This window comes from Vibrio sp. MA40-2 (assembly GCF_047302445.1).
In the GTDB taxonomy this organism is placed as follows: Bacteria; Pseudomonadota; Gammaproteobacteria; order Enterobacterales; family Vibrionaceae; genus Vibrio.
Genome location: NZ_CP178627.1, coordinates 840808 through 856029, shown reverse-complemented (window position 1 = coordinate 856029; position 15222 = coordinate 840808). Strand labels below are relative to the sequence as shown.

Annotated in this window: 17 protein-coding genes; 7 read left to right on the top strand and 10 right to left on the bottom strand. The window is 41.4% G+C overall.

All coding sequences use genetic code 11. The annotated features are described in order from the left end of the window. Nucleotides 1-181: 181 nt before the first annotated feature. The gene (locus tag ACLKML_RS03705) at nucleotides 182-1276 is read right to left on the bottom strand and encodes a permease (protein WP_413282404.1); all 1095 of its coding nucleotides are present in this window, start codon (nucleotides 1274-1276) and stop codon (nucleotides 182-184) included. A gap of 236 nt (nucleotides 1277-1512) precedes the next feature. Between ACLKML_RS03705 and ACLKML_RS03700 the strand changes: the two genes are divergently transcribed. Further along, a complete protein-coding gene (locus tag ACLKML_RS03700; protein WP_413282403.1) occupies nucleotides 1513-1803 on the top strand; it encodes an ArsR/SmtB family transcription factor in 291 nt (96 codons plus the stop codon). 98 nt (nucleotides 1804-1901) lie between these two features. Here the strand turns inward: ACLKML_RS03700 and ACLKML_RS03695 are convergent, their stop codons facing one another. After that, nucleotides 1902-2894, bottom strand: coding sequence for a calcium/sodium antiporter (locus ACLKML_RS03695; RefSeq protein WP_413282402.1), 993 nt, complete (start codon nucleotides 2892-2894; stop codon nucleotides 1902-1904). A gap of 683 nt (nucleotides 2895-3577) precedes the next feature. On the opposite strand from ACLKML_RS03695, the gene ACLKML_RS03690 reads away from it, so the two are divergent. Next, complete coding sequence (locus tag ACLKML_RS03690) at nucleotides 3578-3805, top strand: hypothetical protein (protein ID WP_413282401.1); 228 nt, start codon at nucleotides 3578-3580, stop codon at nucleotides 3803-3805. Nucleotides 3806-3869: 64 nt separating this feature from the next. After that, the gene (locus ACLKML_RS03685; protein ID WP_413282400.1) at nucleotides 3870-4037 is read left to right on the top strand and encodes a hypothetical protein; all 168 of its coding nucleotides are present in this window, start codon (nucleotides 3870-3872) and stop codon (nucleotides 4035-4037) included. A gap of 103 nt (nucleotides 4038-4140) precedes the next feature. On the opposite strand, the gene ACLKML_RS03680 is transcribed toward ACLKML_RS03685, so the two are convergent. The 8 genes from ACLKML_RS03680 to ACLKML_RS03645 form a co-directional block, all read right to left on the bottom strand. Continuing rightward, on the bottom strand, nucleotides 4141-5172 hold the full coding sequence (locus ACLKML_RS03680; protein WP_413282399.1) for a hypothetical protein: 1032 nt from the start codon (nucleotides 5170-5172) through the stop codon (nucleotides 4141-4143). A 17-nt stretch (nucleotides 5173-5189) separates the two neighbouring features. Next, nucleotides 5190-5888, bottom strand: a complete 699-nt coding sequence (locus tag ACLKML_RS03675) for a 4Fe-4S dicluster domain-containing protein (RefSeq protein WP_413282398.1) — start codon at nucleotides 5886-5888, stop codon at nucleotides 5190-5192. A gap of 12 nt (nucleotides 5889-5900) precedes the next feature. Next, on the bottom strand, nucleotides 5901-8462 hold the full coding sequence (locus tag ACLKML_RS03670; RefSeq protein ID WP_413282397.1) for a molybdopterin-dependent oxidoreductase: 2562 nt from the start codon (nucleotides 8460-8462) through the stop codon (nucleotides 5901-5903). Between the two features lie 230 nt (nucleotides 8463-8692). Next, a complete protein-coding gene (phoU, locus tag ACLKML_RS03665; RefSeq protein WP_413282396.1) occupies nucleotides 8693-9337 on the bottom strand; it encodes a phosphate signaling complex protein PhoU in 645 nt (214 codons plus the stop codon). A gap of 9 nt (nucleotides 9338-9346) precedes the next feature. Continuing rightward, a complete protein-coding gene (pstB, locus tag ACLKML_RS03660) occupies nucleotides 9347-10168 on the bottom strand; it encodes a phosphate ABC transporter ATP-binding protein PstB (RefSeq protein ID WP_413283722.1) in 822 nt (273 codons plus the stop codon). A gap of 53 nt (nucleotides 10169-10221) precedes the next feature. Continuing rightward, nucleotides 10222-11142: a phosphate ABC transporter permease PstA gene (gene pstA / locus ACLKML_RS03655; protein WP_413282395.1), complete on the bottom strand. Its 921-nt coding sequence runs from the start codon at nucleotides 11140-11142 to the stop codon at nucleotides 10222-10224. Then, nucleotides 11142-12074, bottom strand: a complete 933-nt coding sequence (gene pstC / locus ACLKML_RS03650) for a phosphate ABC transporter permease subunit PstC (RefSeq protein ID WP_413282394.1) — start codon at nucleotides 12072-12074, stop codon at nucleotides 11142-11144. The genes pstA and pstC overlap by 1 nt, the downstream gene beginning before the upstream one ends. Before the next feature lie 67 nt (nucleotides 12075-12141). Then, nucleotides 12142-13134 (bottom strand): PstS family phosphate ABC transporter substrate-binding protein, encoded by a 993-nt coding sequence (locus ACLKML_RS03645; RefSeq protein WP_413282393.1) that lies wholly within the window; start codon nucleotides 13132-13134, stop codon nucleotides 12142-12144. A 153-nt stretch (nucleotides 13135-13287) separates the two neighbouring features. Between ACLKML_RS03645 and ACLKML_RS03640 the strand changes: the two genes are divergently transcribed. From ACLKML_RS03640 to arsD, 4 genes are all read left to right on the top strand, one after another. Next, nucleotides 13288-13674 (top strand): hypothetical protein, encoded by a 387-nt coding sequence (locus ACLKML_RS03640; protein WP_413282392.1) that lies wholly within the window; start codon nucleotides 13288-13290, stop codon nucleotides 13672-13674. Between the two features lie 73 nt (nucleotides 13675-13747). Then, nucleotides 13748-14089, top strand: coding sequence for a metalloregulator ArsR/SmtB family transcription factor (locus ACLKML_RS03635; protein ID WP_413282391.1), 342 nt, complete (start codon nucleotides 13748-13750; stop codon nucleotides 14087-14089). Between the two features lie 200 nt (nucleotides 14090-14289). Next, entirely contained in the window at nucleotides 14290-14601 is a 312-nt protein-coding gene (locus ACLKML_RS03630) for an ArsR/SmtB family transcription factor (protein WP_413282390.1), read from the top strand. Nucleotides 14602-14840: 239 nt separating this feature from the next. Then, nucleotides 14841-15212, top strand: coding sequence for an arsenite efflux transporter metallochaperone ArsD (arsD, locus tag ACLKML_RS03625; RefSeq protein ID WP_413282389.1), 372 nt, complete (start codon nucleotides 14841-14843; stop codon nucleotides 15210-15212). Nucleotides 15213-15222 lie beyond the last annotated feature (10 nt).

Here is a 15222-nt window from a genome sequence, read left to right as displayed (position 1 = left end):
AGAACTAAAGTTATATAACAACGCACACAAAGAGATACCTTACACATTTTTGAAGATACACTTGCTCAGCTAGATGAATGGGGACATCTAGCAATCCTTCTTGCTAATTGTTTGTCAAAGGCATAGAGCTTGTCGATGTAATGGCATGGATTCTCAGATAAAGCATCAATGTATTCAATGCTCAAATAAAAATGCAGTTGTACAAATACCCCGACCCTATTGCCATGCTTAAAATAACAAATAGGAAAGCAGCAATCATTGGGGTTTTAAAGATGGATTTCAGCAAAATGACTTCGGTAAGACTTGCACCTGCGCTGCCGATAATAAGTGCCATTACTGAACCCAATGCCATACCTTTTTGCACTAGAGCTGCACTTAACGGGATCACTGCTTCTGCTCTGATATACAATGGAATACCGATGATAGCTGCTACAGGGATTGCGTACCACTTCGCCTCTCCCGCGTATTTCACAATTAAATCTGTTGGAACAAAACCGTAGATAAGTGAACCAATTGCAATACCTATCATTAAATATGGCGCCATTTGCTTGAAGTCTTTCCAAGTAGAATACCAAATTCGTACCCAACGGTTGGGTTGATTTTCTTCCAAGACTGTTGTAGCAGCACGACTATCGGCTGAGCTGCAACACTTTGTTATTTCAGGATTTGCTGTGGGCGTGGGAGCATTACAACATGACGTTTTTGTTACGACTGGTGTTGGTTCACCACAAAAGCGCGGACTGCAGCTTGATGTTGGGTTCTGTTTTTCTGTCTTGCTGGATTCATTACAAGATGTAGCACATGTCGATACACCCGCTGCGTTATATGCCTCTGGCTTTACATAGCGCTCAAAGCCTAATTTTTCAAGCACATAGCCAGCAACAACAGATACGGTCATCGCAGTTACAAAATAGAACGCTGCTATTTTCCATCCAAAGGTGACGACAAATAAGCCAATGATTACTGGATTGAGTAGTGGGCTTGCAAATAGAAATACCATCATCGGTCCGAAACCCGCGCGTGCACGTAATAAACCTTTTAGAAAAGGGATGGTAGAACAGGAGCAAAAAGGCGTAATTGAACCTAGTAGGGCGGCGATAATCCATCCTTTCCCTTCCTTTGAGCTAAGGATTGATTGAATTTTTTCTGGTGTGAGTACTTCTTGTAAAAAACTCACGATATAACTAATGACCAAGAAGAGAATGATTAGCTCTGTTGCTAATAAAACAAACATATCAAGTGCTTCTTTTGCCATAGTGGCAATTTCTGGGTTCATATTGACGCTCCAAATGACGCTTTCGATAACAACTATCAATATCGAAATGAATATATTTCGATCTTTCTGGAATTATAGTTTTAATGGAGTGGTAGTCAATACAATACGCCTGTAATTATGAAAATATTAATTGAATAATGATTATAAAACAATGGTGAGCTGACTATGTTTGTCATGAGTCAATGTTTCCATTATCATCAATAACATCTTCTCCTTTATGACTTAAAGAGACAAAAATGGAACTTGATGCAGTAGCAAAAGCACTCAAAGAGCTAGGACATAACACTCGGTTAAGTATCTACAAGGTAGTCGTAAAGGCGGGTCATCAAGGCGTAGCAGTCGGTCTTATACAAGAGAAACTTGGCGTTCCGGCTTCTACACTGTCGCATCATATATCGAGTTTAGCCTCATCAGGTTTAATTTCTCAGCGTCGTGAAGGACGCACCTTATACTGTGTGGCGGAATACGATTGTTTAGAAGCTGTAATCCAATTCTTACAAAAAGAGTGTTGTATTGATGAAGAGTAATAATACACTAAGTTGGGCAATGAGTTAGTTGGATAGTAATAGAATACGCTCAAATTTGTTAGAATTAGATATTGGGGTGGCGCCTTGTTTTGGAAAATCTAAATCACCGAATACGCTATTCTTGTTAGGTAAGATATGAATATGATTAATAGCACTCCTCCTCCCAGACGATGAATGCTGTAAGCAGTTTGTTGCTTGTTACTTTGTGTTCGTGATTGAAGGAAGGACACGGCGAACATGCTACCTAACACTGCGGTTAAAATAATCATGTAAGGAATATCACGACTAAAAACTTGATTTGGAATGATTAACTCTTTACCTATTATTGAAGGTATAGCCATTACGCCCAATAAATTGAAAATATTCGATCCTATTACTGTAGCAAATACTATGTCGTACATTCCTTTGCGTGCTCCAGCAATCACGGCTGCGAGCTCGGGCAAGCTTGTTCCAAATGCAATTATAGTCAATCCAATGGTAAGCTCACTTAAACCAGCAAATTTAGCTAGATCAACGGCTCCCCATACCATCAATCTTGATGAGGCTAGCAGCAGTAGTAGCATCACTAAGCTTTCCCAACCAGCTCGCTTTTTAGATAATGATAAAAACTCTAGTTCATCTTGAGAAAACTCACCTTGCCTTAAAGACTTAGCTAAATAGAGACAGTAAATAAGTAACAAGAAGCCCAATAAAATGCCGTCTACCATACTAAGCTTTCCTGTAGACATGAGTACAATACAGATGAGCATTGAGCCAGCCAATATTGGAAATTCTATTTTTATGAAGCGTTTGTGAACTTGAATGGGCGCTATTAACACAGCAATGGAAAGCACAAAACCAACGTTAACAATATTTGAGCCAATAGCATTGCCTACAGCCAACTGACCAGCATCATTGAAAGCCGCAACGGCCGATACCAGTAATTCGGGTGCAGAAGTGCCAAAAGCAACCACGGTCATACCTATGAAAATCATTGATATATTGCAGTGCTTGGCGTAGGTTGCTGTTGCAGCTATTAGCCTGTCTGCACTGAATGATAGTACCAAGAAACCGGCTGATAATGCCAAAAATGGAAGTAAAAACGTAGTCATAGAATAAGTGATAGAAGGGCTTATGAAAAACGAACAACCTAACACTTAGCCCTGCATGAAGTGTATAAGCTGTTCGAGTCTCGCTGGGTTGGTACGAAAAGTACCACCGGTTGTACCATGACGTGTGGTCAAATATGTTGATACAGCCTTTTGCAATGCTAACAAAGCAAAATAGCTACTCCCTCAAACTGGTGCGAACTATAGCATATAAGATTGAAAAAGTAATTTGCGAAAATAGATTAATTTATTGATCAGTGAAGGTTGCCACATGACTCCATCAAGTTAGGTTATAGGGCACTATTCCTGCGTTACCTTCCGAAATAACGGGGTTCGAGGATTTACTAATGGTTGAAAGTAAAGAGACTATTTGCCGTAGTTGGTGACTTGACGTTCATTTGAGTATTTAATAGTAATTTGATGACCTACAATTAATTTAAAAGACAACGATACTAGTTGCACTCTATCGACTTCGTGCAGCTAATATTTCCGTGATTCCCGTTACTGGCGTTTGTGCAGGTTAGTGTGATCAGATTGCACGTTTATGGCCAGTTTCAGCTGTAATTGGTGAGAATGGCGCATTTTGCGTTGAAAAACATCAAAACGGGCTCAAGTATATCGATACGCAAAGTGAGCAGCAAAGGCAAAAGTACTACCAACATCTCGAACGAGTGGTTAATAAGGTATTGTTTAAAAAACCTTTGTTGGCTTTGGGACAGGATAATACCTACCGACGTTATGATTTAGCGATTGATTATAATCAGCAGTATAAAGGGACAACAGAAGAACAGCTGAAGTTTGCCTTGGATTTGATTTATTCGGAAGGGATAAAGGCGACGGCTAGTTCTATTCATATCAATATTTGGAAAGGTGACCATGCCAAAAAACATAGCGCACTTTTGTGGCTCAATTGACACCATCCGGATTGGACATTAGACAGAATTAAACAAAGTTGTGCCTATATTGGAGATTCTTTGAATGATGACGCTATGTTTGAATTTTTTGATAATACGATTAGTAGCGAATATCGCTCCATATTTAGAACAATTGCAACATCAACCAAATAAAGTACTTTCACTGCCGGGTGGGGAAGGGTTTGCAGAATGGGTCGATGATATGTTATCTGACTCACATGACAGCAACTAAGGAGGCGAGGTTCGCTTTACCGTCATCCTAATTTGAAATTACTTCATAGTTTACGCAGAGAATAAAGGGGCGAATATCGCCCCTTGTCTAATATCAGTCAGTTTTAGTTATGGATTTTTCTTGAACGTAGATAAGGCAATCCTTGAACAATAAGGTTGTATGCGATAACGGCGATACTTACACCTAATACCAATACCCCAATTTCAGCAATATTAGCAGAATATTCAACTGACTTTCCAAACCAGGTAGTTTTTGGGCCTAACACAAATAGTTGTCCTTGGATAACAAAGGCAAGTTCAATGCTAAATATTGACGCGAGCACAAAGCTGGCACTTAATTTAGGCAGATACTTTATTAGAAGCCATGCGAGTGCAATGCCTAGTATAGAGATAACCTGCAGCCATTGTGGTTCTTCTAATACATGTGCTCGGGTTAAGTAGATCCATTTGACCATAATGAAAAGGGTTAAAATACCAAATGTCCAACGTGCCGCGCTAAGATAATAACGGTTGATTTTATTTTTCGAAATCAACAGAATCATAGCAACCCCGGAGCTTAAAGCACAGATAAAAGTTAAGACTGAAGCATCTATTCCACTATAACCTTCTCGACCAATAACCGTACCAAAAACACTACCTAAAACTAAACTTGCCGTTACGGCAACAATCAACGTAGCATAGGTTAAAATCGTATCTAGTGATGAATGTTTATCTAATAGCATCATTGTTAACTTAACAAACAACAAGAGCAACTCGATTGAGTAGAGTGTCCCCATCCACCAAATAGGTGATAAGAAATTAGGACTGAATACTAACCAGAATATGTGCAAAGGCGATCCCATCTCTGTTGCTAGTGAAGCAAAAGCACCGACCAAAAGCCCTAGTGCTAAACCAATCAAAGTAAGTTTGTTTGCCTCAATACCGTCTACATGCTTTAGTGAACCATACGCATAGACAATAGATACTCCTGTACTGGACAACGCTAAAAATATGTAACTAATTAAAGGTAATGTCCAGATTATTGTATCGTTAGTAGAAAAAGAAGGTCGAATAAACCATTCTTCAATCGCGAAATATCCACCAAAAATCAAACCAACGAGACTGATGATGAGTAGTATTTTATTATTGATATGCATTGTAGTCTCCTGCTGTCTTAGTGGCGTTGGGGCGTATAGCGTCGGATATAAAATACCTTAGCTTGCGTTCCCAGTTCGGCTCGAAGAGGTTGTCCATCGAATTTTTTAATTAGAATAGAAACCTCACTGTTCGGATCATCTAAATCCCCAACCACACGAGCATTAGAGGGACAAGCATCGACACAAGCTGGGTTTAATCCTTCTTTCAGACGATGGGCGCAGAATGTACATTTCTCTACCGTACCTCTTGAGCGCATAGAAGGGTATATATTTGCCGATTCAGGATTACTTTGTGGACTGCCTGTGCCACCGGTCTCCTTCAACATGCTTTGGCCTGTAAATCCGCCATCAACTACTGGGATATCACTTTTCCAACGTTGGTGAGGTTTTTCCCAGTTAAAGCTGATAACGCCATACGGACAGTTAACCATACATGCTTTACAACCGATGCATTTATCTGGATCATGTAACGTCAGCCCTCCTTCTGCTTTGTGCATCGCTTGTGTTGGGCATCCTTTGACACAAGGGGCATCGTCACAGTGGTTACACATGGTTGAAATGTACTCAAACTCTATATTCGGATATGTGCCACCTTGACGGATAATTTTGTCGCACCAATTGATAGTTTCGGGTGTATGATTTTCTGCTTTACAAGCTAAAACACATCCTGTGCAGCCAACGCATTTTTGTTGGTCGATTACCATGCCATATTTCATGATTTATTCTCCTCAAACTGATGCTTTTTCTACACGGACACCAATTTGTCCATAAAATGCAGATGAACCTGATAGGCGTTCATAAGCAGCAGGTAGCAACTCATTATTATTTCCCCCTCTGGCTTCGGAGCCAAATTTCTTAGAAGCAATGCGGCCGTACGCCCAATGACCTTGGCCGTAAGCTTTTGCAATCGTGCCAGGGCGCACGCCTTCAAATAAAGAGGCGGTACAATGAATACTGCCTTGTTCAGAGGTAATCGTGATAGCGTCACCTTCTTGTATTCCAAGGGTTTTGGCATCCAAGGGGTTAATTTTCGCAACATCAGCGTTTTTGCGAGAGCCAGGGTCAATATCAAGATTATTTTGATACCACGGTGTATTGGCACTTCGTCCTTCTCTATTCAAACGGGACTTATGGTCGACCAGTAACATAGGATACTGGTCTATATCTCCGTATCTAAACGGCGGTTCATAGTGCGGCATAAATGCCTGTTCACCTGACGCTGTATAGCCTGTCGCTTGCATTACCTCATCGACATTCACATGATGTTTTTTAGCATGTTTTTCTAGCGCTTTCTTCAATGTTTTACTGACAAATTCAAATTTGTTTGTTTCCGTTTTCATATGGCTCCAGCGCGCGCGGAACGAATAAGGAGCTGAGTTCCAGATCCCTTTTTGTCTAAATTCCTCCCAGCCAGAAAGCCTGTCACCGCTTGTATACATTTGTGGATCCCAAAGTGGTTGAGTAACAATTTTAGTTGCATATTCTGCAATTTCTTGAGGTGATGTCGGTGCTTTACCTGTTTCTACATCACGAAACTCGTTGGTTAAATAATTAAGCGGTTCAGTAAAGCCACGTGAGGCGAGTTCTTTAGCAATTAGCCAAGGAATTCCGCATTCGTCTTCATGTATCTCACCCATTGCAGTAACAAGCGGTTGTGTTATTGATAATTGCGAATATCGATTTCCAGAGGTTTTTTGAATCCCCCATCGCTCAAACATGAAATGTGGAGCAGGTAGGAGAAGGTCAGCATACCAACTAAATTCACTCACGTTCGTTGTGATATGGGCAACAAAATCGACTTTCTTGAGTGCTTCTTCCCATCGCTTAGAGCCTGGAGCAGAGAAGCTAAAATTGTTAAAGTAGCCTAGCACCACTTTCGGCAGGTAAGGATCTTCTTCTAAGATACTTTGAGCCACGGCATTGGTAACGACACCGCCACCACTTTTACCTCCTTTTAATGCGGGAAACTCTAAGCGCCCACGGCGGTCAATTTTTTCGTACTTAAGTCCATTGGCGGCAACTTCATCAACATAATTCTTACTAGAAGGGATACTGTTTGTTGGTACTGAGTTCCATTTCAATACACCACCTTCTTGATCAATAGCGCCCAGTAAGCCATTTAATGCGTGCAGCGCCATCGCGGCATAAGCACCACGGTGCTGCATCTGAACGCCACGCGAGCGCCAAATTTGCACTCTCGGTGCGGCATCAACTAACTTGATTGCTAAACGTTCGATCTGTTGTTTGGAAATACCACAAAGTGGCTCTGCCCAGTCAGGTGTGCATGTCTTGAGTTCTGAATTCCACCAATGAACTAAACCATAGGTATGTAATTCGTTAAAGCTGCTTTCATCCACATCATTATTGGCAACGAATTGATTGACTCCATCATTAAAGTCACCGACAAAGGGTTTGTGCCACCCACCGAGAATGAGGATTTGATGAGCAAGGGCTAGCCCTAGCGCACCATCTTGTCCTGGCTCAATGGGTAACCATTCATCCGCCTTTGCAGCCGATGCCGAGAAACGAGGGTCAACAATAGCCACTTGAGCGTGATCGAGAGTGTTTCCCCATTCAGAACAGTAATAAGACACTTGTCGGTTTGCGCTTAGTGGGTCGACACCAAAAGAAAGAATATAACGTGTTTTTTGAATATCGTATTGACGGTAGCCCCAGTCACCTTCAGTAAAAAAACTGCCAAATTTGTCTGCTTCAGCACATAAAGAACTGTGGGTGATATCATTTGGCGAGCCAAGAACATGAGTGAAGTTTTTGATAAGCACATCACTAAGCTCAGAGTACCGTCCGCGTAATGCAACGTATTTATGTGTTTCATTTTTTTCACGCAAATCCATAATTTTATCAGCAATGAGAGCGATCGCACTGTCCCATGAAATTGGCTTAAATTGGGGATCAATACCTCGTCCTTTTTTGGGATTCGTTCTGATAACAGGTTGCGCTAATCTATCTGGGTCATACAGTTCCTGTAAAGCAATATACTGACGTGGGCAGCTTGACGTTCCATGTACTTTTGAGAACTCATTACCTCGGATATGCAATGCTCTTCCTTGTTGTACATAGACTTGTTTTGCACAAAATGACGTACAACCGTTACACGTTGTCGCAACCCACTTACCGCTGTTGACTAACGCGGTCGTTGTATATCCTGCCTTATCCATGGCATTTACAATAGGGTTTACGCCAAGTAGTGTTAGTGAAGCTGTTGCACCAGCTCCTATTAAAAAACGACGTCGCGAAATATCCAGCGACTTTTGATTGATTATGTTCATACCACATAACTCCTTATTGGCTTATGCGGATAACTGTATATATAAATAAGTGGTAAATATAAGAAATAGTTCAATATATGTGAATGTATTGATGACTATATGAGACTCCCTTGATTTATATCAAAGTAAGACTTGCTAGGAGAGTAGAAATAACCAAGGATTGGGGATGGTTTGAACGTCTTGAGAATAAATTGTCAGAGGGTATGGCCTCTGACAATTAGAATAAATGGTTAACCGTTCACCATAAATTGGACGTCATTGGCGATGTCACTGATGTGATCGCCTGCACGCTCTAGTCCTTTTGCAATAAACAACAGTTCAACTTGTTGTTGATGTGATGTAATTTTCTGGTTAAACCCCTGAATGAGCAGAGAGTACACATCTCGATAATAGGCATTGAGCGCATCATCTCCTTCCCAGACAACATTTGCTTGAGTGGTATTCTTGGTGTTGTACGCCTCAATGACATTACGTAACATCGTCATCAAATGAACATGCATCTGGTGAAATAGTTCGTTGAGTTCATCAGGGATAACATGTTTGAAGTTGCTTGACTTTACTGCCATCGATTTTGCGTAATCGCCTACGCGCTCTAACCTTGGTGCGATCCGCATGGATGAGAGAATAAAGCGTAGATCATCCGCTACAGCATGTTGGCGAGCTAATACTCTGGCTCCATGCTGTTCGATGTTCACTAAGCATTGATTTGCGATACGGTCTTGCGCCACAATGTTATCGGCTAACTCGGTATTTGGCTGGTCAAAGACATCAATTGCTTGCTCGAACTCTTGCAATACAACGTTAGCGAGTTTATTGAGTTCGGATCTTATCTGTTCTAAGTCACGATCAAAGTTCTTTAAAGTATGATTTTCCATCTTATCTTCCTAACCAAAACGGCCTGTAATGTAGTCGCGAGTTTTCTCTTTTTCTGGCGATGTAAACAAGGTATCTGTTGGCGCAAATTCGACCATTTCACCCATGTGCATGTAGGCAGTATAATGAGAAATACGTGCCGCTTGTTGCATGTTGTGAGTGACCATTACGACGGTAGTTTCTTTGTGTAAGTCACTCAGTAGGTCTTCAATTTTAGCGGTTGCAATGGGATCTAATGCCGATGTTGGCTCATCTAGTAGCAATAAATCAGGTTTTGGGGCTAATGCTCGGGCGATACAAAGTCGCTGTTGCTGTCCTCCTGATAAGCCGTAGGCTGAGGTGTGGAGTCTATCTTTGACTTCATCCCAAATTGCTGCGCCTCTCAGAGACTCTTCTGCACGAGCATCAAGTTCTGCTTTGTTATTAACACCTCGAATGCGCAGACCTGCCACCACATTCTCGTAGATGCTTTTAGGGAAGGGATTAGGTTTTTGGAACACCATGCCGACCGTTAAACGAACTAGGCCAGCCTCCATATCAATCAAGTTATTCGCGCCTGGATGCAATAGGATTTCTCCCTCATAGCGATTGCCTGGATAGAGATCGTGCATTCTGTTGAAGCTACGCAGCAGAGTACTCTTACCACAGCCAGAAGGACCAATCAATGCCGTGATCTTCTTGTCCGCAATGGGTAAATTGACACTGTGTAAAGCTTGAACTTTACCGCCGTACCAAAAATTTAGGTTTTTTACTTCTGCACGAAGCGTCTCTTTTATTGATGAGTCGGACGATATCTTTGACCTGTGGTTCACGCTATTTTGCTCGCTTTTCACTGGTTGGTTAGATAAAGCTGAAACGGTTTGTGTCGTCATCGTTAGGTTCTCTCTTACTTCAAGTTACGACGCAGTCGGTATCGGATATAAATGGCAATGCCATTCATCAAGATTGTCATTGCCATTAGTACAACACCAGTCGCCGCGGCATTGATGTGGAATTCGGCTTGTGGGCGAGATACCCAGTTAAATAATTGAATAGGCATCAAGGTAAATGGGCTAGATAACCACTCAAAACTAATAAATGGGAACTCACTTTGAAACGGTGAACTTGGCAAGAACGCAATAAAGGTCAACGCTCCAATGGTAATAACAGGCGCGGCTTCACCAATTGCACGAGCGAGACCAACAATGGTTCCTGTTAAAATACCAGGCCTTGCTGCGGGTAAAATATACATTCGTACCGTTTGCCATTGGTCTGCACCGAGACCATAGGCGGCTTCACGTAGCTCTTGAGGGATGCTTCGAATCGATTCTCGTGTAGATACGATGATGACGGGAAGTATCAGTAGCGCCAGAACTAAGCCTGCCGTAATGATGCTTTCTCCTAAACCAAAACCATAAATAAACAACCCTAACGCAAGTAAGCCATAGATAATGGAAGGCACACCAGCTAGGTTACTGACGTTGATTTCTATGATGTTGGTCAGCCAGTTTTTTGGGGCATATTCTTCGAGATACAACCCTGCTGCAACTCCAAAAGGGATGGCAATACAAGCCGTCACCAACATTACTAGGCTGGTACCAACCCAAGCAGATAAGATACCCGCACGTTCTGGGTGACGAGAGGGGAAGTTAGTATAAAAATCGATGTCAAAAAGACGAGGAAATCCTGAATAAATAAGTTCGGTAAAAACACTGATCAGTAGTGACATTGCAATAAGTAGGATAACAATCCCAATTGTTGCGACGGTAATATCGGCTTGTTTATTTTTACGGACGATTTTTTCGAGTGTTAAAGTGGTATTTTGCATTAGTAAACCTCTCTGAATCGACGACGCAAGTAGAAACCGAGGATGTTAAAAATCAGAGTGATGATGAACAGCACTAAGCCTGCGGCAAATACAGACTGATACGCAATTGTGCCATGAGGTAAATCTCCCATCGCCATTTGTACGATGAATGAGGTGATGGTGGCCGCTCCTTCGGTTGGGTCAAAGCCAAACCTAGGGTTTTGACCTGCAGCGATCGCCACAACCATCGTTTCGCCAACGGCACGTGACATGCCAAGAATACAAGCGGCTGTAATGCCAGATAATGCAGCAGGTATTACTATGTGCGTAGCAACGCGAAAGCGTGAATAACCTAAGGCATACCCTGCTTCTTTTAAATGCATAGGTACAGAACGCATAGCATCTTCACTTACGGATGCGGTATATGGAAGGATCATAATCCCCATCACGATGCCTGGTGCTAACAGATTAAAACCGGAAAGACTTGGGATAATGACTTGCAGTAGTGGAGTAACAAATAATAGTGCAAAAAAACCGTACACTACCGTTGGCACACCTTCTAAAAGCTCTAAGAAAGGCTTAATGATTTCTCGTACACGGTTGCTGGCGTATTCACTCAAATAAATGGCTAGACCAATCCCTGCGGGAATGGCAACTCCGAGAGCAATACCTGCGACAGTGAGTGTTGCAGAAACTAACGTCATCACGCCAAAATGCGCATTAGAAAACATCGGTGTCCATTGAGTGTCTGTAAGAAAATCGAAAATAGATACATGTTGGAAAAAAGGTAAGGATTCTGAAACCAGCACATATACAATGCCGACAGTGACAAAAATGGACGCAAGAGCCGCCGTCATAAGAAGGTAACGACTCACCACATTCCAAAAAGCACGTCGCTTTAAAAATGCTTCAGAAACCAAAAGACTTGAAGAACTGGATTGAGTTGTATTCATATTTATTGCCTGCATAAAGAGAGCAAGGAGGGCAGCGGAGCTTCCCTCCATAAATTAAATATAATGACTATTTCGGAGTACGAACTAGCAGTTCTTCAATACCGACACCGACTTCTGCACCGTGGAAAACAGAACCTGTGCGACGTTGTTCAAAGTTATCTCGAGCCAATTTGTAGGCTTTGTCAGGTAGTGGAACGTAGCCGACTTCTTTAACTAATTGAGGGGCATTCGTTGAGTCCATGTAGAAGTTTACAAAACGCTCGACGTGGGCTTTTTCATCGGCTGATTTTTTGTTCACATAGATGAAGATTGGACGAGACAATGGTTGGTAGGTTGCGTTTTTCGCATTTTCAACACTTGGCTCAACAGGTTCACCACCTTTCCAACTAATTGGAGCGGCTTTTAGTTTGTCTTTGTTTTCTTCATAGTAAGCTAAACCAAAGAATCCCAATGCATCAACGTCATTTGATACGCCTTGAACGATAATGTTATCGTCTTCACTTGCGGTGAAGTCTCCACGGCTTGATTTGTCTTCAACAATGGCTTCAAGGAAGTAATCATAAGTACCTGAATCAGTCCCTGGACCAAAAAGTTTTAGCGGGCGATCAGGGAAAGCAGGGTTCATTTGTTTCCATGTCATTATTTTGCCTTGAGCTGCTGGTTCCCAAGCTTTCTTAAGGTCTTCAACATTTAGGTGTGTAATCCAGTCATTTTTTGGGTTAATAACCACGGTCAGCGCATCGAGCGCTGCTGGTAGTTCAATAAACTCAATACCGTTTTCAGCACACAGTTCACGTTCGGAGTCTTTGATTGGTCGAGAGGCGTTTGAAATATCCGTTTCGCCGCGACAGAACTTTTTAAAACCACCGCCAGTACCAGAAATACCAACAGTCACCATCGTTTTACCTTTTTCTACAATCTGAAACTCTTCAGCCATCGCCTCGGTAATAGGGAAGACGGTACTAGAGCCATCAATTTTAACCAGATCACGAGCGAATGCGACTTGACCCGCTGTGAGTAGTGTCGCGCCGACTAAGGCTGCTGATAAAGTGTGTTTCATGACTTTTCTCCATATTTGTGTCATTGATTACATCGATGCTTACCCTACTATTCATTTGTTACACTTTTATGTTGCTTTGTTTACATATACGTTTATGTGTATGTACAAATATTAATATCTGTTATACATTTTATTAATTTGAAAATGGATCAGATGGAAATTGCTAAGATGGATAAGAGAACCGTACATTTCATTAGTTACCCTAGTTCGGATTTGGCCTGTATTGCTGCACAGCTTCTTTTTAGTCGCTCAAGTGATCGGTATCATATCAGTTACGAAAGGTTGCCAACCGAGGAAGACTGCTGTGATATGCTGGAGCGGTTTGGGTATTTTGGATATCTGTTCTTAGATGCTTCGGACGACTTAGAGCCAGCTTATGACTATGTAATCGATATTAATTATGCGATGCATCGTATCGGAAAGCACAGAGAGGCTTATCAGAAGAATCTCTATTGGGAAGTTAGTTGTAATCAAAACGTGACGGAAGAGTTACAATATTGTATAAGTTATTTTTCTTCTCGTTGCGATGTCATTTTGTAATGTTTTTCATTCTTGTTGACAATCGGTAAATCTAAAATAACATATGGTTATATACAAATAATAAAGGTTTCACATGTTACCACATCAGTTTTTTAAATTACTTTCAGATGAAACGCGGGTACGTTGTTTACTGATGATCGCCCGTGAAGAGAAGGTTTGTGTCGGAGAAATTGCGGATGCCCTAAATGAAAGTCAGCCTAAAATTTCTCGTCACCTTGCATTGCTTCGTGCAAGTGGTGTGGTGGTTGATATCCGTCAAAGACAGTGGGTTTTCTATCGTTTATCTGACCAGCTTCCAGGTTGGATGAAAAAACAGATTAAGGGGTTAGTTGATTCTAATTGCCTGAAAGAAGAATATCAGCGAGATATTCAACGTTTATCAGAGATGAAGTCTCGTCCAGAATGTTGTGTTTAAAGAAAGTTAAGATGTTAATTAAATTGGTAATCAATGGGTTAGGTTATGGTGAAAGGGGGTATCACCCGCAGCAATTCTATTGTTATGATTGAAGTTATTCAACCTTAGTGATTTCTTTCTTAAAAAATTTTATTGCATAAGCAGAAATATAAGTCTACCATTAATCGTAATTTAACGATGAATGATTTTTTTATAGAATTATGTCAACTTGCTTAACCAATTTAGGCCCCATTCAACTGGATGAAGCAACCGAAAAAGAACTTGCGGCGTTTGCAAAGGCTATCGGGCATCCAGCTCGTGTACGTTTGTTGAGAATTCTTGCTAGTGGCCAATGTTTGGGATCAGATCTTGTTGAACAGCTTGAATTAGCACAGTCCACTATCTCGGAGCACCTAAGGGTACTCAAGCAAGCGGGCTTGATTCATGCTGAAGTCCAGCATCCGCGTACATGCTTTAGCCTTAAGCCTGAAGCAATGTTAAGAATGAAAGAACTGCTTGGCTACATAGTCTAGTTTCAACGAATACTTAGTAGAAATGATTACTGCTAATTTTGTTAAAATGATTAATCGTTATTCGTCGATTGTCGATGTTGTTGAGTTTTTATCTCGATAAAGGGGGGGAACTACGCTAATAGAAACGAAAATATATTTCCTGTGGCTTACGCTAGTTGATACCTTCTGATACAAGCTGTCCCTCTGTATTAAGGGGCAAAATTGAACTTCAACCAATAATAACTAATGGAATCTTAATTATGTCTACTATTACTGTTTTTGACCCTGCAATGTGTTGTTCTTCTGGTGTCTGCGGTCCTAAACCAGACCAGAAACTCTCCGTGTTTTCTGCTGATCTTCAATATCTTGAATCACAAGGTCACACAGTTGTTCGCCACAATCTCACCCAAGAACCAGCTGCTTTTGTGTCAAACCTTACGGTTAAAGCATTGTTAGACGCACATCAAAATAGTGCCCTTCCTATTATTATTAAAAATGGTGAACTCATTAGTTATGGTCGGTATCCTTCTAGAAACGAACTCGTTGATTTGGTTAATAGTGCGAAACCCAATGACAACCAAGTTGAAGGAACGATAGAAAAAGCAAATAGCTGTTGTAACGGTACTTGCTAAGGAGCTGATA